The following is a 25,858-nucleotide window of genomic DNA, read 5'->3' on the forward strand; positions in this document are numbered from 1 at the left end:
TAATGTTTAAGGATAGTAAATGCTAAATTTGATGTATGGCAAAACTTCCCAAGAAGCTTGAGCAAAAATTGGAAAAAAGACGATTGGAAAATGCGTTGAGAACACTTCCCAATACACAAGCTCTTGTTGATTTTTCCTCGAATGATTATTTAGGCCTGGCCCGAAAGGAGGAGTTGATTGACGACACCCTAAAATTTCTAAAGACGAAAAAAACAACCTCCATGGGGTCCACGGGTTCTAGGCTGCTGACCGGAAATCACATTTTGTATGAGGAGTTGGAAGATTTTTTGGCAGATTATCATAATTCGGAATCGGCATTGGTCTTTAATTCAGGGTACGATGCCAATATTGGTTTCTTTTCATCCGTACCTCAGCGGGGAGATTTCATTTTTTATGATGAATTGGCACATGCCAGCATTCGGGATGGTATTCAAATGAACAATGCCAAAAGTTACAAGTTTGCCCATAATAACTTAAATGATTTACGCAGTCTTATAGGTCGTAATCAAAATACAGACGAAAATTCGGAGATTTATATTGTAACGGAGTCCGTTTTTTCAATGGATGGGGATTCTCCTGATTTAGTGTCCTTAGTGGACTTTTGCTCACATGGGAACTATCATTTGATTGTTGATGAAGCCCATGCCGTTGGGGTTTTTGGAGAAGGCAAAGGGATGATATCCCAATTGGGGATAGAAGACAAGGTGTTTGCCCGAGTAGTGACTTTTGGGAAAGCCTTGGGTAATCATGGAGCGGCTATTCTGGGTGGAGAAGCGTTAAGAACTTACCTCCTTAATTTTGCGAGAAGTTTGATTTATACCACCGCTCTTTCACCTCATAGCATAGCCTCAATCTTGACAACATATCACTATTTACAGGAGCATGTAAAAGAAGAGCGCACCAACCTCTTGGCAAACATCACATACTTTAAACAACAGATACAGTCTTTGAGCTTGGAAAATAATTTCATTGTGAGCAACTCTGCCATCCACTGTTTAATCGTATCAGGAAATCAAATGGCAAAGGATTTGTCCAGAAATCTAAAAGACGCAGGATTTGATGTAAGGCCTATTCTTTCCCCAACTGTTAAAGCGGGTGAGGAGCGACTTCGATTTTGTTTACATTCATACAATACAAAAGAAGAAATATCACGAGTTTTGTCATTGGTAAAAAATGAAATCGTTTAATGGAATCTGAGTTTCACACATTGGGGTCGTTTGAGTTTCCCGCAGATGTTCAAATTATCAAAGGAAAACTTGAGTCCGAAGGAATAATGGTTTTTTTGAGGGATGAAACTACTATAAATTCTGACCCCTTGATTAGTACAGCAATTGGAGGAGTAAAACTTCAAGTGTATACCAAAGACAAAGAACGGGCCAAGGAAATTTTTGATGAGATTAGAAATTATGCGACCGATTCGGAAGGCAAACCCATTATTTGTCCAAACTGCAAAGCGACCAAATCTGAAGTATATTATTCAAGGAAAAGTATTTTTTATAAACTTTTCCCGTTTTTTGAACCCAAAAAATATCGATGTACTCAGTGTAACTTTATCACCAAGCCATCGCAATGAAAATTTTTGTAACGGGAATATCCACAGAAGTTGGTAAGACTATAACTTCAGCAATTATAGTTGAGGCTCTTGAAGCAGACTATTGGAAACCTGTGCAAGCGGGAGATTTAGATAATTCTGATAGTCATAAAATAAAAGACCTCATTTCGAATGACCGCACCAAAATTCACAAGAACAGCTATGCGCTTAACTCTCCGATGAGCCCACATGCCGCTGCTGAAATTGATGGCATAACCCTCAATTTGGACAAAATATCTCCCCCTGAAACCGATAACCATTTGGTTATTGAGGGTGCCGGCGGATTATTGGTCCCATTGAACGACAAAGACACCATTTTAGATCTAATTCAACCTGATTACAAAGTCATAGTGGTATCTCGACACTACTTGGGAAGTATTAACCATTCGCTTTTGACCATTGAAAAACTCCAGGAGAAAAACCTCAAAATCGGAATCATTTTTAGCGGAGACGAACATCCCACAACAGAGAGCATTATCCTAAAAAAAACAGGAGTGACTTTTCTCGGACGAATAAACGAGGAAACACATTTTAATAAGCATGTGGTAAAAAAGTATGCTGCCCTGTTTAAAGAAGCATTGGGGTCATTCTAGGCGTTGATAAATCAGTCCTCTGTCAATAGTCGCAATCAGCGTATAATTTTCTGCCAGGTAAGCATCGATATACGCATTAAATTCTAGGAGTTTCTTATCAAAAATGCGTTTGCCTTTTCGAGCAACTACGGTTTTTGGACGCACTTCCTCTAAAATATACTTCAGTTCTTGCATTCCCGTGTGCCTAGGGTTCTGCATATAAGGAAAAAGCTCTTCTCGCGTAATACTGCTAGGGTGTGTTGCAGCTTTCGTAGGAGGGTGCTCCCCTAACACCCAATATCCAATGTGATATTCTGTGAAAAAGATATTGTTTGTTTCAATATTATTTTCAACAATATATCTTGGGACATCAATTCCTTCACCGTTAAAATAGGTGCCCTTTTCCATCTTGTTCGAAACTATATTACCATACTCCAAATAAGCTTCCATCGGAAGCAATGCAAGGAGGAACGCAATCGGGAGTGTATACTTTTTGTTTACCGCTGGGAGTTTGCTCAATGCCATTCCGAGTAGAACCAAAATAAAAGGATATAACTGAATCAAATAATGCCCATTTACCTTACCTGTTTGCATAAAAGAAAGCAAGACACCAATAATAATGGCGGTGAGCAATTGAAGAGTTTCGGATTTGAAATCTACAATCTTCAATCTGAACAAGGTATATAACACTCCAGCAATAATAAACACAAAGGGAAGTGTTTTAATGAAGGAATGTTGTTTGGACCCGGCGTATGCCAAAGGCGCCTCAAAAATAGATTCCCACCATACTTGTAGTTCACCCTGCAGGTAATATGGAACTCCAGTCAAAACAAGGACCAAGGCAAATCCCAGCCCCATAAGAACAAGACATTGGAACTCTTGCCAAAGCCGTTTTTTCACCCATGAACTCCAGATTATATAGATTACAAGCGTAAGTAAAGGGTAGGCCATATTTAATTTGGACATCACGGACAACCCAAAAAGAACACCGACAACCAAATACCAACCATTACTTTCCTTGGAAAGTAAAAGATATGCGCCAACAACAAAGAACAAAGTACATATGTGTTCCGACATTACCCCTTGCAAGCTTCCAAATAAACTCAATAGGAATACTGCGAAAACCCCGCACCAAAAACTGACCTTTTGAGTTGTTACCCGTCTTCCAATCCCATAAGTGAACAAGCCTGTAAGAGCAACCAAAATCACCCCAAAGAATCTAATTGCCATAAAGCTTTTTCCAAAGGCCTTAATGACTAAAGCAAAAAATAAGAACGTGACAGGGGGCTTTAAATCCCAAAGGTGAGTATAGGGTAGGTGTCCATCTGCCCACGATTGCGCCATAATAATAAATGTGCTTTCATCGCGATCAACATAATCCCTAAAAAAGAATGGGAATCGGATAAAAAATGCAATCAAAAACAGAATTAAGAAAACTGTTTTCCAATTTAAGGTTTGATAATTTGGAGTTAAAAATGAGATTGCTTTTTTAAACACGGCTGGCTGGGAGTTTTTTGCGTTTTATTAGCATCTTTGCAAGATAGATAAATTGAAGCGTTTGACTAATCCAGTTGCATTGGAAAAATTATCAGAAAGGGACAAAAAGTATCTATGGCACCCCTTAACCCAACATAAAACAGCGGAACCTCCTATTGGTATTGTAAAAGCCAAAGGCGCTTTGCTTTGGGACGAAGATGGTAAAACATACATAGATGGCATTGCTTCTTGGTACACGGCAATGTATGGGCATTGTAACGAGGTTATTACATCAGCCATTACTGAACAAATGAAGCAATTGGACTTTGTAATGTTCAGTGGTTTTACGCATACCCCAGCAGTTGAGCTTTCCGAACAGCTGATGGCAATATTACCGAACAACCAAGCTAAAATTTTCTTTAATGATAACGGCTCTACCGCCGTGGAGGCCGCCATAAAAATGGCCTTGCAGTTTTATCATAATAAAGGAGAAAAAAGAGATACACTTATCGCTTTCGAAGGAGGTTTTCATGGAGATACTTTCGGGGCAATGAGTGCATCTGGACTCTCTTCTTATAACGGTCCTTTTGAGGATTTTCTTTTGAAAGTAGAACGCATTCCTGTTCCTACAGAAGAAAATATTGAGAAGGTTTTGGGGCTGTTGGAGTCAATTTGTCGTGAAAACAAATGTGCCGCATTTGTCTTTGAGCCTCTGGTTCAAGGCGCTGCGGGAATGAAATTTCACTCGGCAAAAGGCTTGGATAGGCTAATTGAAAAATGTCATGATTCCGACATTCTATGTATTGCTGATGAGATTATGACCGGTTTTGGTAAAACGGGCAAAAACTTTGCCTCCGATTATCTAGAGCATAACCCGGACATCATTTGTTTGAGCAAAGCACTGACTGCCGGAATGTTTCCTTTGAGCATTACCAGTTGCTCCCAAAACGTTTTTGATGCATTCTTAAGCGATGAGGTAAGCAAAGGCTTTTTTCATGCCCATACGTTTAGTGCCCATCCCATTGGATGTGCAGCGGCGCTTGCGGGGATAAACTTGCTGTCTTCAAACGAAATTTTGGAAAGAAGGGGATATATAGAGCTTGAGCACAAAAAATTTGTGGCTTCCATAGAAAATCATTCAAAAGTCAAGAGTGCGAGAAGTATGGGAGTAATTCTGGCCGTTGATTTGAACGTTGAAATGGACCGATATGGCAAGTTGCGAGATGATTTATATCATTTCTTTATGGATAATGGTGTAAACCTTCGCCCGCTCGGAAATACAATATATGCACTTCCTCCTTACGTAATTACGGATGAACAATTACAAAAGATATACGATTCTATCCGGCAAGTACTAGCAAAATTTTAGTCGTAGTATGCTAAAAGAACCTATTTCCATAACAGCTTTATCCTCTATTTCTGCTTTAGGAAGCACCTCTGAAGAGGTTTGGAACTCCTATTCGGATAAGGACCACTTCTTGTCGGAAATCGAAATCGGGGATCAAAACGTTTGGAGTTCTCAGTTGTCAAGTGAAATACAATCTTCCTTGCAAGAGCTTCGAAATTCCGATTCCAAATACAGAGACCTCGATGAAACTGTGCTTTATGCAATCTATTCAGCCAGGGAAGCAATTAAAAAAGCTGGTTGGAGCAATTCCGACAATTTTGGTGTGAATATCGGGTCTTCCAGAGGAGCTACAGCGCTTTTTGAGCATTATCACAAGGAATTTCTAACTCAAGGAAAATCCTCAACCCTGTCATCTCCGACAACTACCTTGGGAAATATTTCCTCTTGGGTAGCTCACGATTTAAAAACCAGAGGACCAGAAATATCGCATTCTATTACCTGTTCCACCGCTCTGCATGCTATTTTGAATGGTATCGCCTGGATTCAAGGCGGGATGTCCGATAAATTTTTAGTTGGAGGTAGCGAGGCACCACTAACTCCTTTTACTATTGCACAAATGCAGGCCTTAAAAATATATGCTAAGCAAACAGGAGAATTCCCTTGCAGGGCTCTTGATCTTGAAAAGAAACAAAACACCATGGTTCTTGGAGAAGGAGCCGGAATGGCGTGTTTGGAAAAAGGTAAAAAAGATAATGCTTTAGCTTTGGTGACAGGTATCGGGTTTGCTACGGAACCCTTGGAACATAATATTTCGATTTCGACCGATGCCCAATGCTTTCAAGATTCCATGAAAATGGCTTTGGGTTCATTGTCCCCTGATGACATCGATGCTATTGTAATGCATGCTCCTGGCACAATTAAAGGGGATTTGTCAGAATTTAAGGCCATTGAAAATGTATTTTGTAACAAAATTCCATTTTTGACAACAAATAAATGGAAAGTAGGTCACACCTTTGGCGCCTCAGGAATTTTGAGTGTTGAAATGGCATTGCTAATGTTACAACACAAAAGCTATATTGAAACCCCATTCTTTAAACCGAGCCCAAGAAACAGACCTCCACAAAAAGTGCTTGTCAATGCCGTAGGATTTGGTGGAAATGCAGTTTCTATCTTACTTTCCAAATAAGACAGATATATTCATATAAAGTCTTATCTTTTTTCATCTAAATAATAACCTAAAAACTGTTGATTATGGAAGAATGGTTCGCTGCGCTTACATTGTTTGAAAAAGTCTACTGGATAACAGCAATAGCTGGTTCCCTTGTGTTGCTGATTTTGGTTGTTTTAACCTTCGTCGGCGGGGATGTTGAAGATGTAAGTGGGGATATTGATGCCGATATTGACGGGGATAGTGGAATAGGATTTCAATTCCTCTCCTTTAAAAACCTGATGGGCTTTTTTACCATTTTTGGATGGTCGGGCATTTCATACATAGATAGTGGACTTTCTACCGGTGTCACCATATTGGTTTCTACCGTATGCGGATTATTAATGATGTTGGCCATGGCATCGCTTTTCTATTACTTAAGCAAAATGCAGAGCAGTGGAACATTGAAACTTCAAAATGCCTTAGATCAAATAGGAGAAGTATATCTAACCATTGGTGCAAATAGATCCCGTATTGGAAAAGTAAGTATTAATGTCCAAGGAACGCTTCGAGAACTGGAAGCATTGACCGATGAAGACGTTGACCTTAAGCAAGGCAACGTTGTAAAGGTGAATAAAGTTACCGATAACGGAATATTGATTGTTAAACTCCTAAATAAATAACCATATGCTATTAATTCCCTTACAATTGGGCGGAGGCGCTTCGCTCTTAACCATTGGCTTCGCCATACTGTTCTTTTTCATTATCATCATTTCCTTTATACGGAGGTATAAGCGATGTCCCTCTGATCGTATTCTAGTTGTATACGGAAAAGTAGGTACAGGAAATTCAGCTAAATGTATCCATGGTGGTGCCGCTTTTATTTGGCCCGTTATTCAAGATTATGAGTTTTTGGATTTAACACCGATTTCTATCGAAGTGGATTTGGCCAATGCCTTGAGTAGGCAGAACATTAGGGTAAACGTACCTTCCCGATTTACAATTGGTATTTCTACAGAACCTGGAGTGATGCAAAATGCCGCAGAGAGGTTATTGGGGTTAGGAATGCAGGAGGTGCAAGATTTGGCCAAGGAAATTATTTTTGGTCAATTACGTTTGGTAGTGGCTTCTATGGATATTGAAGAAATCAACTCCGACAGAGATAAATTCTTAACCAATATTTCACAGAGTGTAGAATCGGAATTAAAGAAAGTAGGTTTAAAGCTTATTAATGTAAACATCACGGACATTGTTGATGAATCTGGTTATATTGAAGCTTTGGGCAAAGAGGCGGCTGCTCATGCCATTAATGCCGCTCGTAAATCCGTAGCAGAAAAAAACAGAGATGGCTCTATTGGTGAGGCAAATGCAGTACAGGACGAAAGAACTCAGGTAGCTGCAGCCAACGCAAAAGCGGTAGAAGGGGAAAACATCGCAAAAATTGACGTTGCAAATTCTGATTCATTACGAAGACAACGTGAGGCAGAGGCAGAAAGAACTGCCATTGCAGCTGAAAAAGTACAAACGGCCAAAGCATTGGAAGAATCCTACGCAGCTGAAAAAGATGCAGAGATTGCCAGGGCAGAACGAGAGCGTAGTTCTCAAATGGCGGATATTGTTGTACCAGCTGAAATAGATAAAAAGAAAGTAGAAATTGATGCTGAAGCTGAAGCTGAAATGATTCGTAGAAAAGCCAAGGGTGAGGCAGATGCCATTCTTTTTAAAGCACAGGCAGAAGCACAAGGAATCTTGGAAGTATTGACCAAACAGGCCGAAGGTCTTGATAGAATTGTGAAAGCTGCAGGGGATAGCCCTAAAGATGCCGTACTACTATTGGTTGCTGATAAATTACCTGAATTGGTCAAGACTCAAGCCGACGCTATTAAAAACATTAAAATTGATAAAGTTACCGTTTGGGATTCTGGAGCAAAGACTGAAGATGGGAAAAACTCCACGGCTAATTTTATCTCAGGGATGTACAAATCTGTCCCTCCTTTGCAAGAGATGTTTAACATGGCAGGGATGCAACTTCCTGAATATCTAAAGGGTAAAGAAGTACCCGATTCTAGTGACAAGAAAGAAAGTGGAGATACTCTTAAAGAGAATAAGAATTCAGACTAAACTCTTAATCCTTTAAAAAAAGGCCATGACAATTATCATGGCCTTTTTCTTTTTACAGTGATATTATTACAGCATTTTGGGAATAAGGGCTATTTTTGACCTTGAAAATCGATTTAACCCATGACTGTAGCACGACATAACTGGACCAAAGAAGAGATTTTGGATATCTATAACAAACCGTTAATGGAATTGTTATATGAAGCAGCCACAATACATAGACAACATCACGATCCAAATACAGTTCAGGTTTCGACCTTACTATCTATTAAAACTGGAGGCTGTCCCGAGGATTGTGGGTATTGTCCGCAGGCAGCTAGATACCATACCGACATTGAGGGGAATGATTTAATGAGTGTGCCCCATGTAAAAGCGCAAGCGCTTCGTGCAAAAGCATCAGGAAGTTCCAGGGTTTGTATGGGAGCCGCATGGCGAAATGTAAAAGATGGACCAGAATTTGATCAAGTTCTGGAGATGGTTAGGACCATCAATAAATTGGATATGGAGGTATGCTGTACTTTGGGCATGCTCACAGAAAATCAAGCTAAACGACTAGCAGAGGCAGGACTTTATGCCTACAACCATAATTTGGATACTTCTGAGGATTATTATAAAGATGTGATTTCCACTCGGGCTTTTGAAGATCGATTGGATACCATAGATAATGTCCGTAAGAGTAATGTTACCGTTTGTAGCGGTGGAATTATTGGTATGGGAGAAGCTTTGGAGGACCGTGCTGGAATGTTAGTGGCCCTGACTTCGCTCAATCCACAACCAGAATCAGTTCCAATAAATGCCTTGGTAGCTGTTGAAGGTACTCCCATGGAAGATATCGAGCCTGTTTCAATCTGGGAGATGATCAGAATGGTTGCCACAACGAGAATTGTGATGCCGGAAACTCAAGTTAGGCTTTCTGCGGGAAGAACTGAGATGAGTCGTGAAGGGCAAGCAATGTGCTTTTTCGCTGGGGCAAATTCCATTTTTGCGGGCGATAAATTATTGACTACCCCCAATCCAGATGTGAATGAGGATATGGAAATGTTCAAGCTTCTTGGCTTGAATCCACAAAAACCATTTACTAAAATTTCCCAGCCAAAAACAGTGGAAGCTGAAGATTCAGAACTACAACCCCTCGGTGAAAAACCAAAATGGACAAGGCCAGAACATACTATAGACCGCAACGAGCTTGCCAAGCAAAAGGCAAAACTGGTCTCTAAAGAATAGGGGGGTATAAAAACTGTTTAAAAACCTTTTATTATTTTAGTTGTTTCAAAATCATTGAAATTTTGGAACTTAACCTTGACCAAATTCCTCGAGAAAAAACACTTTCCAAGAAAGAGTTTATCCGAAAATATTTTAGACCTCAAAGACCGGTTGTCATTGAACACTTTATTGAGGATTGGCCCGCATATTCCAAGTGGAACCTTGATTATATGAAGGAAATTGCAGGCGATAAAACCGTTCCGCTGTATGATGATAGACCTGTAAAGCATGATGAGGGATTTAATGAGCCCCATGCTAAAATGAAGATGCGGGATTATGTTGATCTTTTAAAAAAAGAGCCCACCAAGTATCGCATATTTCTATGGAATGTATTGAAGGAGGTCCCAAAGCTTCAAAGGGACTTTAAGTACCCCGATTTTGGCCTTCGGTTGATGAAAGGGTTGCCCATGTTATTCTTTGGTGGAAGCAATTCACACACCTTTATGCATTATGATATTGATTTGGCCAATATCTTCCATTTTCATTTTGAAGGAAAAAAACAATGTATACTTTTTTCACAATCCGAGACGAAGTTCCTGTACAAGATTCCCCACTCCTTGATTACAAGGGAGGACATCGATTTTGCCAATCCTGATTTGGAAAAATGGCCGGCGTTAAAACACGCCAAAGGACATGTTGCACAATTAGAACATGGAAATGTGCTTTATATACCTGAAGGGTATTGGCATCACATGAAATACATTTCGCCTGGATTCTCTATGAGTTTAAGAGCAATCCCCAGAAAGCCCAAAAATCTGGGAAAGGCTGTTTATAACATCTTTTTTATGCGATATTTTGACAACCTTATGCGTAGACTTAAAGGCCAAAAGTGGATAGATTGGAAGAATAAAAAAGCGGTAACCCGTACACATGATTTTTTGTACGGTAAATAACGCATAGGATTTAGGTCAATTCTTTTAGTTTTTCATAGACCAAATGACTTTCCCACCCCCTATAAAGTAAATAATCGGCCAGTTTTTTCCTTTTCTTTTGTATGTTGGATTCATTGAGCTGTCCCAATCGCTTAAGAGCTAATTCATTTAGGGTGTTGCGGTAGTCTTCTTCTTCGATTTCTTTTAATGCGCTCTTTATATTGAATGTTGAAATTTGACGTTGTTTCAATTCGTTCACAATGCGATTCTTTCCCCACTTTTTAATGGAAAATTTACCTCTGGCAAAGCTTTTGGCGAAGCGTTCCTCGTTCAAATAGTTTTCCTGTATTAGATGAGCCATAATTTGATCGATTGCTTCAGGAATCATTCGCAAGTCTACCAACTTTTGTAGCACTTCCTTGTGACATCTATCCTGATAAGCACAGTAACCCTCCATTTTCCTTTTGGCCTCTTGAACCGAAGTGTGTTTATGGCCTGAGTTTTGCCTTTGCATGCTACTTACTTTTTCCAACTACAAGTCTTTCTCCCATAGATGTAAATACAGATTTGGAGCCTTTAGATGTAGTTTCAGCCTCCCCTTCAATTATCTCGTACATATCTCTAGGCAGTTCCAGTTGAATTATCCAGGTGGAATTTGTTTGTCGAACTTCTATTCTTTCTTTTGCGTAAAAGATGGAAACTGAATTATCTCCAACTTTCACATTTTCAAGTGAAGCTCCTTCCTCCCAACTACTGGGCATTTGAGGTTTGATTACTGTCTTTTTTTGCTGTGCTATCGGTTGTATTCCAAAAAATTGTTGAACAATCGGAATAGCATAGCTATAAATATTCCAAGCTTGGGTTATCATCCCATAATCGGGAGAAACTTCATATATGCTTCCTGGAAAGGCATAACTAAATGTTCGTGTCATGCGTTGCAGATAATCAAGGGCTTCATCAGGTCTTCCATAATTGTTTTCTGCAATAGCCTGAACACCTGTTGGCAGGGTCATCACGGCCCCTGTATATGAAAAGATCTTGCTTCCTTTGAAAGAGCCAAAATCCTTGCCCGCCGAGTCGTCCCTGTCGATTCCTGTTACGAACACACCAAATGGGTTGGTGAATTTTTTAGCGGTATTCAAAGCTGAAATGGCTTTGGAAGAATCAGAAATTCCCATTTCCATTGGCGTATTTACAACCCAGTTATGGTGAAGTACAAAAGGCTTAAGCTCTTTGGACGGATTTTTTAAAACTTGCTGTTTTGTGGCTTCCAGTTCTTCAATTGCCCAAGGTTTGTTCAAAGTGTCTGCACGCACAATAGCATCTTCAATCAAATGAATGGCTTGCTCGTCAGTTCCTAAAAAATCGGCATAAGAATGGAATTCCTCAGACCAAAGAACATCATTGATTTTATCTTTTAATTTGGTGGCCAAGGCGCTATATTCCTTTGACAATTCAGGTTTATTAAGTTCTAAGGCCATTTTAGTGGCATCAACAAAAGCTCTTTGGGTATACGCTGCAACATCGATCATTTCGCTATCAAGCCCATGAATTTCCATCATTCCAAATCCATCCGGGAAAAGATTTTTGTTGCTGTCATTTTCATTCATTAGCCAGGCAAGGCCTTTTTGCGCGGTTGGAAAATATTTTTCCAAGAATTGTCTGTCCCCGGTCCAATTGTAAATCTCCCAAATTAAGGAAGCAAATTGAGGTGTTTCATTGATATTTCCAGGATTAAAGACGTGTCCGTTGGTGGACATTTCATGAAGTATTTTTCCATTTCCATTAACCTCCATTGAAACACTGTCCAATAATTGGATGGTCTGATTGACAATATCATCTTGACCAATAGCTATATATCCCTTTAAGGCATATTCACTGTCGACGCCAAACCACCAAGGATAATCAGGAATGCCAGCCCCGATTCCCGTTCCTATTTCGGGAACTGTTCGCACCAACCAATCACAATTATATTTAAGCCATTCGAATGTTTGTTGAAGAGTTTTGTCAGGAATTGTCAATTTGGATTGAGCCGCCAACCTTTTATATCGTTCTCTTTTCTGGTCGGCCAAGGTATAGTAGTCCTTTTGAATTGCATCGTAGGTTTTTAATGCATCTTCTTTTGAAGTATAAGAACCCGCAATTACGAAAGTTAAAACAGTCGGGGCCTGATCATTCAATTCTATTGCATAAGTTAATGCACTAGAAATAGCATTGCCTTTTTGATCTAATGACTTGTGTCCTTCAGCTTTTTGATCGGCACCAAAAATATTGAACCAGGTATTATTCTCATCTTTAACCACCCATTTTTCATTTTCGAAAGCCGCGGAATCCTTTGAATCTACCATTTGAGTTTGTTCGCCAAGCCATGTTGGCCGTAAATCGGTATGGCCAACAAAATTAAACTTCGCAGCCCTTAAGTTTTGCTCGGATTTGATGATGTATTGTACCAAAACACCTTGTTCTCCATCAGGTACAAACTGCCATCTTTCAACCGTAATATTTTTGGAAGGCCATGAAAAGCTATGCATATTGGCCATGGGATAGTTTACAAATTCTGAAGCTTTATTCAACTGCAAAGTATCTGATTCGATAATCATATGGGCATCAAACCCATCCATTAGTTTAATGGGATGGTTCCAGATGCCCCCCATTTCACCTTTTATATGCCACCCCAAATCCGGAAAGCTTCCATCCTGATGACCAACCATATAAACACGATCACCGGCAGTGACAAATGGAGATTCCAAATAGTCTGGTTTTCCTGAAATTGAGGCTGAATCAATCAATACATCAGCTATCGTCCTTTGCTTGTCTACTGAGCAGTTGGCTAACAGCAGCGCTAAAAAAAAAGTGTAAATGATTTTCATGGTCTCAAAATAGGATGGTGAATTATTCAAAAATACCATATTGTTGCCAAATCCATAAAACAAAAAAAGCGACCCCATTGCTGAGGTCGCTTTGTATTATCTAATTGTTTTACCGTCTTTATTTTTAAAACGATATTCAAGGTATGTATAGGCATCCCTCGGTTGGATTTTTATCCACTTTTTATACTCCAAAAACCATTTGAAGCGTTGCGATGGAAATCCTTGGTTTAGGTAGGCCGCAATAAATGGATGAATGTTCAAAATAACACCATTATCCTTATAGTTGCCTTTCATGATTCGCTCTAGATCGAGATTGATCTTATCTATTAAAAGAATTGGAGCTTCCACTTCGGTACCTGATCCATTAGGGTTTTCCTCACTTGTTTTGATATTCATTTCGGGACGGACGCGCTGTCTTGTAATTTGTACCAATCCAAACTTACTTGGAGGTAAAATTTTGTGTTTTGCGCGATCTTCCTTCATTTCATCTCTTAGATGATCAAAAAGCTTTCGTCTATGATCGCCTTTGGTCATATCAATAAAATCCACAACAATGATTCCCCCCATATCGCGAAGCCTAAGCTGACGTGCTATTTCTGAGGCAGCTAACATGTTTACCTCTAAAGCGGTGTCTTCCTGATTCTTGGCCTTGTTGGAACGGTTACCACTGTTTACATCTATAACGTGCAATGCTTCGGTATGTTCAATTACAAGGTAAGCTCCTTTACTCATGGAGGCCGTTCGGCCAAAAGAGGTTTTTATTTGACGTTCTATGCCGAACTTTTCAAAAATTGGAGCTACTCCAGAGTAATGTTTAACTATGGATTCTTTTTGGGGTGCGATCTCATGCAAATAATCCTTGATTTGATTAAATAAGGTCTCATCGTCTACATGAATTCCTGTAAAGGAATCGTTGAAAACATCCCTTAATATTGATGAAGCTCTGTTGAGTTCTATCAATACCTTAGATGGATGAGGTGCCTTCTGCAGTCTCCTGCACATCTTCATCCATTTGGATGATAAATTTTGAAGATCTTTGTCTAATTCTGCAACTTTCTTGCCTTCTGCAACGGTACGTATTATTACCCCAAATCCTTTGGGCTTAATACTTTTTACAAGTCGTATTAACCTATCTTTTTCTTCTTTGCTTCCTATTTTTTGTGATACGGAAACGCGGTCAGAAAATGGAACCATGACCAAATAACGTCCTGCTAACGAAAGCTCGGAACTTATTCGTGGTCCCTTGGTGGAAATGGGTTCTTTTACAATCTGTACCAATAATGACTGATTGGCTTTAATAACTTCGTTAATACTGCCATTCTTGTCTATATCTTTTTCAAATGGAAAATCTTTCAGAGAATAATCTTTTAACTTCCCTGTTCTAACTTTCTTTATGAATTGCAACATGGAGGACAATTGCGGACCAAGGTCATGATAGTGCAGGAACGCATCTTTTTCATAACCAACATTTACGAATGCCGCATTTAGACCGGTGACTGGCTTTCTGATTTTAGCCAGGAAAATATCACCGACAGAAAAATTGTTGTCATCCTCGTCTTTGTGTAATTCAATTAGTTTTCCATCCTTTAGTAAGGCAAAATCGACTGCATCAGTGCTAGATCTAACGATTAATTCTCTATTCACCTGAATCGATTTTTATTTATTCCACTATTATTTAGCTGGAATAAATGATTAAACAATATATAGAATCGGTTTTTATACAACCGATTGAAATTCTTTACTTGAATCTCTATGTCAAAGAACGTAGGTGTGTAAAATGAAAAAGTAGTTGTTACAACTACTTTTTCTTGTGTCGGTTAGCTCTTCTGCGTTTTTTACGCTTGTGGGTAGCTACCTTATGTCTTTTTCTTTTTTTACCACTCGGCATATGGCTCTTCCTTTAGTGTTAGTTATATTTTATTTTACTTGAACGTTGCTTTTTACACCTTCCACAAAAACCTTTGCAGGTTTAAACGCTGGAATATTGTGTGCTGGAATTTTGATGGTAGTGTTCTTTGAAATGTTTCTACCAGTTTTTTCCGCTCTTGTCTTTATGATAAAGCTTCCGAAACCTCTTAAATATACATTATCACCATTCTCCAAGGACGATTTTACCTCCTCCATAAAAGATTCAACTGTCGCTTGTACATCTCCTTTTTCTATACCTAGTTTTTCTGAGATTCTAGTTACAATATCTGCTTTCGTCATTTCGTATTATTATTTTCTTATTTTTTAGGCTTGCAAATATAAAAATTAAAATTAATCTTTTGTTTAAACCCTTTAATTTTAAGTATATAAACTGATACATTTGGTCCTTAGTATTTTCTTGTATGACTTTTTCCGAGCATATTCTAAAATGGTATGGCCAAAACAAGCGTGCTCTTCCTTGGAGAGAGACCAAAGACCCTTATAAAATTTGGCTTTCTGAAATTATGCTGCAACAAACCCGAGTTGCACAGGGAATGCCCTATTATCACAAGTTTTTAGAAGCTTTTCCAACTGTTTTCAAATTGGCAAATGCAAATGAAGAACAAGTTTTGAAGCTATGGCAAGGTTTGGGTTACTATTCCAGGGCCAGAAACCTTCATACAACTGCCAAAATGGTGGTGGAAGAATATGATGGCAAATTCCCGAACACCTATAAACAACTAAAAAGTCTAAAAGGTGTTGGAGATTACACTGCAAGTGCCATTGCCTCCATTTGTTTTGATATCCCCGAACCCGTTGTTGATGGTAATGTCTATCGCGTACTTGCTCGTTATTTTGGAGTTGATCTACCCATTAACAGTACTGAGGGAATAAAATACTTCAAAGAATTGGCCAGAGAAGTAATGCACACCGGTAATATTAGAGATTACAATCAGGGTATAATGGAATTTGGTGCAATTCAATGTGCGCCTAAAAAACCATATTGCTTGCATTGCCCTCTAAATGAAAGTTGCATAGCACTTAAGGAAAATAAGGTTGCTAGCCTTCCTGTAAAAATCAACAAAACCAAAATAAGAGTCCGACACTTCAATTATCTAGTCTTTATTGATTCCGAAAGAAACACTAGGTTGGAACAAAGAAAGGGAAAGGGTATTTGGCAAAACCTCTATCAATTTCCATTATTGGAATCCGAAAAGACTCTGGACGAAAAAGATTTGAGAATTGAATTGAAGACAACAAAGGACTTCCAAAAATATAAGACCATCAGGCTATATAACAATGAATTCATTATTCATAAGTTGTCCCATCAGCATTTACATACTAAATTTTGGATATTGGAAGTTGAACAACCATTTTTGGACGGGGTTCCATGGCAAAATATAAGCTCATTTCCCGTTCCTGTTTTGATTGCGGACTTCATCAAGACATTTAAAATTTAGTACTTTTGATTAATTAAAGAATTATGAGCGGAACATTAAACAAAGTAATGCTGATCGGGCATTTGGGAGACGAAGTAAAAACACACTATTTTGAAGGGGGAGGATGTATTGGTCGTTTTCCATTGGCTACCAATGAAACCTACACCAGTAGGCAAACAGGAGAGAAAGTTACCAATACAGATTGGCACAATATTGTGGTAAGAAACAAAGCCGCCGAAATTTGCGAAAAATACCTCAGTAAAGGTGACAAAGTCTATGTGGAGGGTCGTTTAAAGAACAGACAATGGCAAGGTGAAGACGGTAATACCAGGTACACCACAGAAGTACATGTTCAAGATTTTACATTTTTATCTACCAAAAAGGAAAGTATGGCCAATGCCCAGCAAGTGCCCGCAGCTACACCGCAGCATGAACCAGCAAAGCCTTCCGGTCCCGAATCGGTTGAACAGGTGGAACAAGATGATGATCTTCCGTTCTAAAAAATAAGTATAAAACATACGAATTTGGATCCCGAACCCTATTGTTTGGCATTTTTCTTCACTGCTTTCAGCGGTATCTTTACCATAAAGGTGATTGTTCTTTTGCTTCTTTTGATTTGCTCTGCCTTGATTTCTGGAGCAGAGGTAGCGTTGTTCGGGTTGTCCCAAACCGATTTGAATGAACTTGAGGAAAAAGATTCCCCAAGAGGGCGACTCATAGTTCAATTGCTCAACAAGCCAAAAAAGCTTTTGGCAACAATACTAATAGCTAACAATACAATAAATATTGGGATTGTACTATTGTTCAGCACCATTGGCAACACACTATTCTCAGAAGTTAACCAAACACTTTTTGGTGTTGTTTCAGTCAGATTTTTGCTGGAAGTTATTGTGGCCACCTTCTTGATTTTAATGTTTGGTGAAATACTTCCGAAGATTTATGCCAACCGCAACAAAATCCAGTTTTCACATTTTATGTCGATTCCCCTTAAAATATTGAATGTGCTTTTAACCCCTTTAAGCTCTCCCATGAGTTCTGCAACGGGTTTTCTTCAGGAGAAGTTGGGAAGGCAGAAATCCAATTTAAGTGTGGACCATTTATCACAAGCCTTAGAACTGGCCTCTGAAGGTGACACCACCAAAGAGGAACAGAAAATTTTAGAAGGAATCGTCACCTTTGGTAACACAGACACTAAGCAAGTCATGCGTCCACGTATTGACATATTCGCTCTCAATGAAGAGATGAAATTTCTAGAGGTAATGGAGGAAATCAAGAAAAATGGTTATTCCCGAATTCCTGTTTTTTCCGAGAATATGGACAATGTTCTTGGAGTGCTTTATGTGAAGGACTTATTACCCTATATTGACAGAAAAAGTTTTAATTGGATGTCACTGATTCGAGAACCCTATTTTGTTCCTGAGAACAAAAAACTGGACGACTTGCTCCTGGAATTTCAAGATAAAAAGAATCATTTGGCTGTAGTTGTTGATGAATATGGTGGAACATCTGGCATTGTAACCTTAGAAGATATTATTGAAGAGATTGTTGGAGATATAAGTGATGAGTTTGACGACGAAGACCTTGTTTTTTCCAAATTGGATGACTACAATTACGTTTTTGATGGAAAAACAACGTTAAAAGATTTTTATAGAGTTGTAAAAATCGAAGATGAAGATGAGTTTGAGGAGCAAAAAGGAGAATCTGAGACTATAGCCGGTTTTGTTCTGGAAATTTCCGGAAGTTTCCCCAAACGTGGAGAAAAAGTCGGGTTCAAAAACTATCTGTTTGTTGTAGAAAGCCTTGATAAAAAGAGACTAAAACGTATAAAAGTCACACTACCCCATGAAGCATAGATTTATTGTTTATTCAATTTCGGCATTACTTCTTTTAGGGTGTAAAAATGATGTTTTGCCCAAACCCAATGCGATGTTAAGGCTGGACTATCCTCAAGCCAAATACAAAGAAATCAATGAGAACTGTGCGTATACTTTTGAAATCAACACCTTAGCTTCGGTAAAAGAAAATAAGGATTGCTCTCTGGTTTTAGATTACCCAATGATGAAGGGCTCCGTTTTTCTTACCTACAAAAAGGTGGAAGGCAATATCAAGGAATTGTTGATTGACGCCCAAAAACTCACCTATGAACATGTAGTGAAAGCCGATGGTATTGCGCCTAAGGAATACCTCAACCAAGACGCGCAAGTATATGGAATGTTCTATGAGGTTAGTGGAAATGCCGCTTCGCAATCCCAATTCTATGTCACCGATAGCACAAATCATTTCGTAACCGGGTCCTTGTATTTTTATGCAAAGCCGAATTTCGACTCCATACTACCGGCAGCGGCCTACCTACAAAATGATATCCTAAGAATTATGGAAACATTGCGTTGGAAATAATAAATCTACTCTTCGCTTAGCAATGCTTCTGCTTTTGCAATACTTGAGTTGATCTGTTCGCGAAGCGCTTCTACTTTAACTTCTTCTTCATTTAACCATTGCTGTTTTTCTTCGGTAAGTTCTTTTCCGTCAAGTATCTCATCCGAATCAAAACGATTCCCAAAGTTCATCATCCATTCCATCATGGAGTTGTTGGCTTCTTGAAGTTCTTTCATGGCACTTTCGTACTCCTGTCCCAAAGCAGTAGTGTCCACCTTGCTCTTAAGTTCTCCAACGAGTTTTCCTAGTTTTCCCATTTTGGGCATTACCTCATCATGAACTGCCATAACCTCTTCCATTTGGGTGGGTCCTTCCTCCATCTTCTTTTGTTCCTTGCATGAATAGGATAGTACTAAAACGAATGTGGTTAATATTGAAAGTGCTTTTTTCATTTTGATGTTTTTTTTCTAAAAATTCTTGATGTAAAAATATATAAACTAAAGCCTGAAAGTATGGTGAACAGGCCGAAAATTGCAAAGGCCCTCAGCAAAATATTGTTAAAGTTGTCTCTGCCTTCATAATCCATGGTATGAAGCATCCAAAGAAAGTCAAACGCCCTCCATTTATTGCTTCTGAAGGTTTGAATGTCTCCGTAGTTTTCAGATACATATATCGTGGTGTTCGCAGGTTTTGCGAAAGTCACAGCATATGCCGGTAACGGACGGCCTCGATATTCATGGTGTTTGTGGGTGTTTTTTAGGTATTCAACTTCAGTGACGGCAGCACTTACATTTAACCCTTCCATTGCGACCGAAGTCGCTTCTTTTTCGCTCAAAGGAGCTCTCGGTAGACCAGTCAAGGCATCAAATAGTCTGGAAATGTTTCCTGTTTTTGATGTATAAATTACACGATAGGTAGGTTGATTTAAAATGGTTATCACCTCTATCGAAACAATCCCATCTGATGAAATGATTCCAGGGTTTAGAAACGAAGATGGAGAAACCAAATCTTGTTGAGGAAGCGAAACAAATGACTTCTTTTTTAAATAATCTCCTCGAATTTCATCAATATTTGTCCAACTAAAATATAGTCCCCCTAAAGTCCACAATAAAAATTGGATTCCAAGGACAACCCCTAGATACCGATGCCATTTGCGGTTGTATTGAATCAATTGTCTTTTGGTCATATGCAAATTGTTTTATCCCTGGAAGCTACGCTTCCAGGGATTTTAGAATTAAAATGAATACTGGGTTCCTAAAGTTAGGGTTTCCTTGTTCTTCAGCTGGATGCCATTTAGATCCTGATAGAAAGGTGTGGCAAACTCAAATCCGAAACGCAAATTTTTAAGTGCCCCTTTTGAAGCATAGATATTAAATCCGAAGCCTCCATTCAAAAAAGTGCCCCCAGAATTGCCAGTATCGGCTGTTATGACCATCGTTGGGTTCAAGTTTGGGTCTGCGCCTCCCAATTCTCCAACAATAAGCCCTTCCAATCTAGTTGAAAAACTAATCCAATCTGTGGCCTTAACCGCAAACCAGTTATTAAAGGTATATCTATTTCCATATCGGAAGTCTCTATTGTTTTCTCCAAGACGAAAAACTCCTTTTATCTGGCTCCCCCAGGAAACTGAATTGGATTGACCTAGGTAGGTAACAGCAACTAAAGGGTCAAAAGTACCGGTTCCTAGCTGCATAGGATATGGCAGTTCCGTTTCATTAGGAGTAGATGCTGGTGTAACATCACTTTCCGTAATACTTCCGGTAGGAATAGAAAATCCTATTTGACCATGAAGACTTTGCCTGTTTTTATTGAAAAATTGATATAGTAAGGATAATTTAATGTCTCCCAATCCGCTGGACTCCGTAGTAAATGTCCCCCCTATTCTAGTAAGATGGTCCATTTCCATAGAAACGTAATTGAACATGGCCATTAGTGTCACTTTATCACTTGGTGCAAACATAGTTCCCAACATATGCATTTGCATGGGCATTGCTGTTGGAGTTACCATATAATTTGCCAATGCATTGTCATAAGATGCATTATCACTTCCTTGTTTAAGATCCTCCATATTCATGTACATATATCTGTACGAAAACATCCATTCATTTTTGCCGTGCATATGATCTCCCATTACAGCAATGGGGGCATGTCCATCAGGTCTTCCGGCAGACCATTTTTCTATATTATCGTTGGTTTCTTGTGCGCATAGCGCTAGTGAGGCCATTAAAGCAATAGCCGATATAAATTTTTTCATTCGGTTTTAAATATTGAAGGTTAGGGTAATCCTTTGTATACGTAGATTACCTTAAATAAATTATGGGTCGCAGAATTTAGATAAGAGTATTGGGAGGATGAAAGTTAGAAGCCAAGAATAAAAAAGCGTAGGAATTGCTATAATTGAATTCATTTTTGGATTCAATCCGCAGCTGCTCTTTGGTGAGGTTATCCATTAATTCGACAAAACCTATCGGGTATTCTTCCAATACAATTTTGGGAAGGTTCTGCTGTTTTTGTTCGTTTTGCTCGGAAAGACGCTGCATAAGATAGCACTTTCCATTACACTCCAGCTCCGCTTTGTCTTTATTGATACAAAGAAATTCAGCTATATAGTCTTCATAAACTATGTACTCTATCAAGGGTAATACTGGCCTTGTCATTGCCAGAAGATAAAGGAGCACAAAACTATAAGCGGCAAATCGTTTCAATTAACTTTTGATTTCGATTGCAAAAATAAAAAGGCTTTCTTTAAAGAAAGCCTTTCTTAGCACTTATTTTGGTCTCTCTTTATTCAAAGTCTGAAGGGCTAACTCCTTCGTTAACTTTAATTTCTTTTACCACAAATTCAAAGCTCTGGGGGCCCATGGTTTGTGTGAGCTTAAATGGAAATTTAATGCCCGATACTTCCTGATAGTCATCCAGTCCAACCGTATTGTTCATCTGCTGACCTTGCACCTCCTCAATACTTATTTCTTGAAGCTTTAATCCCGTTTCTATGTCGTAAAAGGCCGATTTTTTATCAGTGATTTTTAGCTTATAGGCCTTTTTATCCCCAACAGCTTCAATACCGTCTAGCGTAATGTTTCCGGCCGCCAAATAATTAAGTTCTGGAAAAGCAGCAGATTCTTCTTTTATGCGCTCAATCTCCTCTGCGGAAAGGTCTTTACGCTGTCCTTGAGCAACCATATATCCTTTGTCTCCATCCAAGACTTGTTTTTGCATGGAGTTCCCCATCACTTTCACGTCCTGCATAAACTGGTCCTTGGTAGTTTTTTTCAACTCCAATTCCAATTTCATCCCTTGCATTTCGGCTTCGGCGGACATTGCATAAGACTCTACACCTTCCAGTTTTTCTTGACCACCAATGGCCATGATATATTTCTGAAGGATAGATTCCACCGTTATCCCTTCAGGCACAGCAGCATCATAATTTGGTTTTTCTGTCTTGCCGGCGTGCTTGTCGTAAAACAAAACGGGAACTTTTTTGCCATTAAAGTCAACCTTTTCCAGGTTTTCCAATACTTCGCTTCCTTTTCCTGTAACCACTATCCTTGCATTCTTTGTGGTAAAGTATTTTTGGGCTGCTTTTTGGACATCTTCAATAGTAACTGCATCAATACGTTCTAAATACGTTTTATAAAAGTCTTTGGACAGTCCTTCAGTTTCAATATTTAATGCATAATTGGCAATTGTTGAAGGGCTTTCAAGAGCCATAACAAAGCTACCTGCATACTTAGCCTTTGCGTTGGTTAGCTCTTCTTCGGTAACCGGCTGAGAAATAATCTTGTCTATTTCACTTAAAATTTCAACCACAGAACTATCGGTGACCACGTTCCTAACTTGTGCCTCTGCACTGAAACGCATGGGGCTATATTTATTATCTCGAATTCCAGAATAGGAACCATAGGTATAACCTTTGTCCTCCCTTAAATTCTTGAATAATCTGGCTTGTGAGCCGCCACCCAAAATTCGATTGGCTAAAAGCGCATTTAAATAATCTTCATCCTTCATTTTAAGATTGGTAATGTTCTCCACAACAACTTCCGACTGTACGGCATTTGGAACATCCACAAAATTAATTTGGGTATACTGCACATCCTTTGGTTGAGAATAGCTAAAGGAAGGAGGGGCTGCCTTAGACCAAGGTGTGAAGTGTGTTGTCACCAACTCCTGGGCATTTGCAAAATCTACATCCCCTATAATCACCAAATAGGCATTGGCCGGAACGAAGTAGTCACGGTAATGCTTTTCAACATCCGCTAAAGTGACATTATTTACCGTTTCTTCAGATGTAATCTCTCCAAACGGATGACCTTTTCCATAGGCCAAAGCCAATTGCACTCTTGTGGCAATAGCCGAAACATCTTTTTCTTGAGATTTGATACCAGTTAATATGATATCCTTTTCTTTATCAAATTCTTCTTGAGTAAAGTTTGGATTTAATGCGGCATCTGCCATTAATTCCAGAATTCTGGGGAAGTACTTGGAAAGGGAGCTCGCTGACGCACTTTGGTCCGTGAAACTGATATTGGCACCCAAAAAGTCGACCTCTTCATAGAAATCGTCCTTTGAAATCGATTTTGACCCCTTTCCCAACAACGCAGAGGTTAAATCTGCTACCCCTGCTTTCTGACCTTGTAAAATTGGAGGATTGTCTATTGTGAGGGTAATGGAAACTCTAGGGAGTTTGTGGTTTTCAACCACCATTACCTTAAGCCCATTATTGAGTTCAAACCGCGCAGGCTCTTGCAAATTAATTTCCGGAGCAGGGCCTGGTGTAGGTTGTTTGCTTCTGTCTATTTGTGCTTGTGAAACTGTCATAAAAAATGACAGTAGGGAAAATATAATATACTTTTTCATCTTAATTAGCTTCTTTTTGTTCTGGTAAATATTCTAATTCCACCCTTTGGTTCACTTTCAAGTATTTTTTGGCCACTTCTCTAATTTCCTCTCGTGTGATTGAGCGATAAATGTCAATTTCAGTGTTGATCAGGTTCGTATCGTCCCGCAACATATAGTTTTCGGCCAGGGAGTTGGCTATGCCCGAAATACTGCTGTTGGCGTTTACAAAGTTGTTTTCAAATTTATTCTGAAGCTTTTGATAATCCTTTTCGGAGATTAAATCGGTCTGTACTTTTAAAATCTCGGCGTCGATTTCATTTTTGATATCCTGAATGGAATTTTCACCAACAGGAAGTCCACCAACAACATAGGAGCTATAATCCTCCGCACTGATAGGCACTGAAAATATTTGCAGGGCGATTTTTTTCTCATCTACCAACTTCTTATATAGCTTGGAACTTTCTCCATCACTTAAATACGTTGAGATCATATCAATTACATAAGCATCTCTTTCTGCTTGACCAGGAGTTCTATAGGCCAATAAGATAGCCGGGATTTGAATGTTGGGGTCGTAATAGTTAGTTTGTATTGTATTTACAATTGGATCTTCATCCACTTGGTTCCTTTGGATATCAGCTCCCCGCGGAATTGGTCCAAAATAGTCTGAGATCATTTTCTTTGTTTTGGCAACCTCTATATCACCCGCTACGACCAAAACACCATTGTTGGGAACATAATACGTTTTGTTGAAGTTTTTAAAATCATCAAGGGTTGCACTTGCCAAATGGTCAAGAGATCCAATAACACCCCATCGATATGGATGCTTTTTATAAAGGTTTTTCAAAAGAACTTCAAAGAAAGCTCCATAAGGTGAGTTATCTACACGAAGTCTCCTTTCTTCTTGTACCACCTCTTTTTGAGTATCCACCCCCACCTGTCCGATAATTGGGTGTAATAACCGTTCTGATTCCATCCAAAGCCCCACTTCCAAGCTATTTGATGGGAATGTCTCATAATAGTACGTTCTATCTAAAAAGGTATTTGCATTTCCGCTACCTCCATTGGATGCCACAATCTGATCCCACTCCCCCCGCTTAATGTTTTTGGTGCCTTCAAATAATAAGTGCTCGAAAAAATGGGCAAACCCCGTCTTCTCAGGGTCTTCATCCTTGGAGCCCACATGGTACATAACCGCTGTGGTTACTACAGGAGCAGTATTGTCTTGGTGTAAAATTACGTGGAGCCCGTTGTCCAAATCGTACTCTTCAAAGGCAACTTCCTGGGCATTGGTAATATGGCCCATCGCCATGATGAAAAGTATAGATAGTAGAAATCTTTTCATGGTCATATGTTTTATAATCAGTTAACAATTAGAATTAGTATCGATATTAGAGTCGATGTTACATTAAATAGGGTCAAAAAATAAAAGATCTGTCCATTATAAGGTAAGTCTTTAACAAGAATTTGTAGCATAATTCCTCAACATTCAGTAAATTAAACATCATCCAAAATTTTAGCGCAATGAAAAACTTATCCCTTCCAATCCGTTTTGGCATTGTTACCAGTGCTGTTCTAATGGCGTATTTTTTGATTTTGGCGCTTATGGGAAAGCATACCAATGTTTTTTATAGTCTGTTCAATGGTATAATCACGGGTCTTGGAATTTACGAGACCATTAAATACACCAAACTGCGAATGGGAAAAGGTTTTGATTATGGAAAAGGCTTTATGGCTGGCATAACTACAGGATTTGTTGCCACCTTATTGTTCACTATTTTCTTTGCTTTCTATGCGACGGAACTGGATTCAAGTTTCTTGGACCGACTTTCAGATGTTTGGGCCAAAGATTACAACAATTTTCAAGGGATTGTGTTCTTTACAGTGGCCATTATGGGATTTGCCACAACCTTGGTTTTAACATTATCATTCATGCAGCTCTTTAAAACTTCGAACAATCCTAAAAAATAATACCTTGAAAAGCTTTGATTGTGCTTGTGCATTAAGGAATTAGCAGTATATTTGCACCCGCTTATTTTAAT

Annotated in this window: 25 protein-coding genes; 14 read left to right on the plus strand and 11 right to left on the minus strand. The window is 39.0% G+C overall.

The window, feature by feature from the left end:
* Window positions 1-35: 35 nt before the first annotated feature.
* Genes ACOKFG_RS02765 through bioD form a run of 3 tightly spaced genes read left to right on the plus strand, consistent with a single transcriptional unit; the run spans window position 36 to window position 2,184 of the window.
* On the plus strand, window positions 36-1,187 hold the full coding sequence (locus tag ACOKFG_RS02765) for an 8-amino-7-oxononanoate synthase (protein ID WP_298792678.1): 1,152 nt from the start codon (window positions 36-38) through the stop codon (window positions 1,185-1,187).
* Window positions 1,187-1,573: a DUF2007 domain-containing protein gene (locus ACOKFG_RS02770; RefSeq protein WP_422861814.1), complete on the plus strand. Its 387-nt coding sequence runs from the start codon at window positions 1,187-1,189 to the stop codon at window positions 1,571-1,573. Before ACOKFG_RS02765 ends, ACOKFG_RS02770 begins: the two co-directional genes overlap by 1 nt.
* On the plus strand, window positions 1,570-2,184 hold the full coding sequence (gene bioD, locus ACOKFG_RS02775; protein ID WP_298792682.1) for a dethiobiotin synthase: 615 nt from the start codon (window positions 1,570-1,572) through the stop codon (window positions 2,182-2,184). Before ACOKFG_RS02770 ends, bioD begins: the two co-directional genes overlap by 4 nt.
* On the opposite strand, the gene ACOKFG_RS02780 is transcribed toward bioD, so the two are convergent.
* Window positions 2,176-3,660, minus strand: coding sequence for an ArnT family glycosyltransferase (locus ACOKFG_RS02780; protein WP_422861815.1), 1,485 nt, complete (start codon window positions 3,658-3,660; stop codon window positions 2,176-2,178). The two genes, bioD and ACOKFG_RS02780, sit on opposite strands and share 9 nt — an antisense overlap.
* Window positions 3,661-3,712: 52 nt before the next feature.
* Between ACOKFG_RS02780 and bioA the strand changes: the two genes are divergently transcribed.
* From bioA to ACOKFG_RS02810, 6 genes are all read left to right on the plus strand, one after another.
* Window positions 3,713-5,008: an adenosylmethionine--8-amino-7-oxononanoate transaminase gene (gene bioA, locus ACOKFG_RS02785; RefSeq protein WP_422861816.1), complete on the plus strand. Its 1,296-nt coding sequence runs from the start codon at window positions 3,713-3,715 to the stop codon at window positions 5,006-5,008.
* A gap of 7 nt (window positions 5,009-5,015) precedes the next feature.
* Window positions 5,016-6,173 (plus strand): beta-ketoacyl synthase N-terminal-like domain-containing protein, encoded by a 1,158-nt coding sequence (locus ACOKFG_RS02790; RefSeq protein ID WP_298792687.1) that lies wholly within the window; start codon window positions 5,016-5,018, stop codon window positions 6,171-6,173.
* Between the two features lie 65 nt (window positions 6,174-6,238).
* A complete protein-coding gene (locus ACOKFG_RS02795; RefSeq protein ID WP_422861817.1) occupies window positions 6,239-6,817 on the plus strand; it encodes a hypothetical protein in 579 nt (192 codons plus the stop codon).
* 4 nt (window positions 6,818-6,821) lie between these two features.
* On the plus strand, window positions 6,822-8,255 hold the full coding sequence (locus ACOKFG_RS02800) for a flotillin family protein (protein WP_298792690.1): 1,434 nt from the start codon (window positions 6,822-6,824) through the stop codon (window positions 8,253-8,255).
* 120 nt (window positions 8,256-8,375) lie between these two features.
* Entirely contained in the window at window positions 8,376-9,476 is a 1,101-nt protein-coding gene (gene bioB, locus ACOKFG_RS02805; RefSeq protein WP_422861818.1) for a biotin synthase BioB, read from the plus strand.
* A 62-nt stretch (window positions 9,477-9,538) separates the two neighbouring features.
* On the plus strand, window positions 9,539-10,408 hold the full coding sequence (locus ACOKFG_RS02810; protein ID WP_299170938.1) for a cupin-like domain-containing protein: 870 nt from the start codon (window positions 9,539-9,541) through the stop codon (window positions 10,406-10,408).
* Window positions 10,409-10,418: 10 nt separating this feature from the next.
* Here the strand turns inward: ACOKFG_RS02810 and ACOKFG_RS02815 are convergent, their stop codons facing one another.
* From ACOKFG_RS02815 to ACOKFG_RS02830, 4 genes are all read right to left on the minus strand, one after another.
* Entirely contained in the window at window positions 10,419-10,901 is a 483-nt protein-coding gene (locus ACOKFG_RS02815; RefSeq protein WP_422861819.1) for a regulatory protein RecX, read from the minus strand.
* 1 nt (window position 10,902) lies between these two features.
* Window positions 10,903-13,335 carry a glycogen debranching protein gene (locus ACOKFG_RS02820; RefSeq protein WP_422861820.1) on the minus strand — a complete coding sequence of 811 codons (2,433 nt, stop codon included), beginning with the start codon at window positions 13,333-13,335 and terminating at the stop codon, window positions 10,903-10,905.
* 18 nt (window positions 13,336-13,353) lie between these two features.
* Entirely contained in the window at window positions 13,354-14,901 is a 1,548-nt protein-coding gene (locus ACOKFG_RS02825; RefSeq protein WP_298792697.1) for a ribonuclease E/G, read from the minus strand.
* 273 nt (window positions 14,902-15,174) lie between these two features.
* Window positions 15,175-15,465, minus strand: coding sequence for an HU family DNA-binding protein (locus ACOKFG_RS02830; protein WP_036380395.1), 291 nt, complete (start codon window positions 15,463-15,465; stop codon window positions 15,175-15,177).
* 122 nt (window positions 15,466-15,587) lie between these two features.
* Between ACOKFG_RS02830 and mutY the strand changes: the two genes are divergently transcribed.
* Genes mutY through gldD form a run of 4 tightly spaced genes read left to right on the plus strand, consistent with a single transcriptional unit; the run spans window position 15,588 to window position 19,001 of the window.
* Window positions 15,588-16,625 (plus strand): A/G-specific adenine glycosylase, encoded by a 1,038-nt coding sequence (gene mutY, locus ACOKFG_RS02835; protein ID WP_298792709.1) that lies wholly within the window; start codon window positions 15,588-15,590, stop codon window positions 16,623-16,625.
* 23 nt (window positions 16,626-16,648) lie between these two features.
* The gene (locus ACOKFG_RS02840; protein ID WP_298792712.1) at window positions 16,649-17,104 is read left to right on the plus strand and encodes a single-stranded DNA-binding protein; all 456 of its coding nucleotides are present in this window, start codon (window positions 16,649-16,651) and stop codon (window positions 17,102-17,104) included.
* Between the two features lie 24 nt (window positions 17,105-17,128).
* The gene (locus ACOKFG_RS02845) at window positions 17,129-18,457 is read left to right on the plus strand and encodes a gliding motility-associated protein GldE (protein ID WP_299487076.1); all 1,329 of its coding nucleotides are present in this window, start codon (window positions 17,129-17,131) and stop codon (window positions 18,455-18,457) included.
* Window positions 18,447-19,001, plus strand: a complete 555-nt coding sequence (gene gldD / locus ACOKFG_RS02850) for a gliding motility lipoprotein GldD (protein ID WP_299487074.1) — start codon at window positions 18,447-18,449, stop codon at window positions 18,999-19,001. The genes ACOKFG_RS02845 and gldD overlap by 11 nt, the downstream gene beginning before the upstream one ends.
* A 5-nt stretch (window positions 19,002-19,006) precedes the next feature.
* On the opposite strand, the gene ACOKFG_RS02855 is transcribed toward gldD, so the two are convergent.
* From ACOKFG_RS02855 to ACOKFG_RS02880, 6 genes are all read right to left on the minus strand, one after another.
* Entirely contained in the window at window positions 19,007-19,432 is a 426-nt protein-coding gene (locus ACOKFG_RS02855) for a hypothetical protein (RefSeq protein ID WP_299170950.1), read from the minus strand.
* The gene (locus ACOKFG_RS02860) at window positions 19,429-20,166 is read right to left on the minus strand and encodes a PepSY domain-containing protein (RefSeq protein WP_299487072.1); all 738 of its coding nucleotides are present in this window, start codon (window positions 20,164-20,166) and stop codon (window positions 19,429-19,431) included. Before ACOKFG_RS02860 ends, ACOKFG_RS02855 begins: the two co-directional genes overlap by 4 nt.
* Window positions 20,167-20,214: 48 nt before the next feature.
* On the minus strand, window positions 20,215-21,234 hold the full coding sequence (locus ACOKFG_RS02865) for a transporter (protein WP_299487070.1): 1,020 nt from the start codon (window positions 21,232-21,234) through the stop codon (window positions 20,215-20,217).
* Window positions 21,235-21,310: 76 nt separating this feature from the next.
* Window positions 21,311-21,685, minus strand: coding sequence for a hypothetical protein (locus tag ACOKFG_RS02870; protein WP_298792725.1), 375 nt, complete (start codon window positions 21,683-21,685; stop codon window positions 21,311-21,313).
* Between the two features lie 79 nt (window positions 21,686-21,764).
* Entirely contained in the window at window positions 21,765-23,837 is a 2,073-nt protein-coding gene (locus ACOKFG_RS02875) for a M16 family metallopeptidase (RefSeq protein WP_422861821.1), read from the minus strand.
* 1 nt (window position 23,838) lies between these two features.
* The gene (locus tag ACOKFG_RS02880) at window positions 23,839-25,161 is read right to left on the minus strand and encodes a M16 family metallopeptidase (protein WP_422861822.1); all 1,323 of its coding nucleotides are present in this window, start codon (window positions 25,159-25,161) and stop codon (window positions 23,839-23,841) included.
* 179 nt (window positions 25,162-25,340) lie between these two features.
* On the opposite strand from ACOKFG_RS02880, the gene ACOKFG_RS02885 reads away from it, so the two are divergent.
* Window positions 25,341-25,787 carry a DUF4199 domain-containing protein gene (locus tag ACOKFG_RS02885; protein ID WP_298792731.1) on the plus strand — a complete coding sequence of 149 codons (447 nt, stop codon included), beginning with the start codon at window positions 25,341-25,343 and terminating at the stop codon, window positions 25,785-25,787.
* The last annotated feature ends 71 nt before the right edge of the window (window positions 25,788-25,858 follow it).

The sequence above is a fragment of the Flagellimonas rhodophyticola genome (assembly GCF_049332665.1).
Classification (GTDB): domain Bacteria; phylum Bacteroidota; class Bacteroidia; order Flavobacteriales; family Flavobacteriaceae; genus Flagellimonas.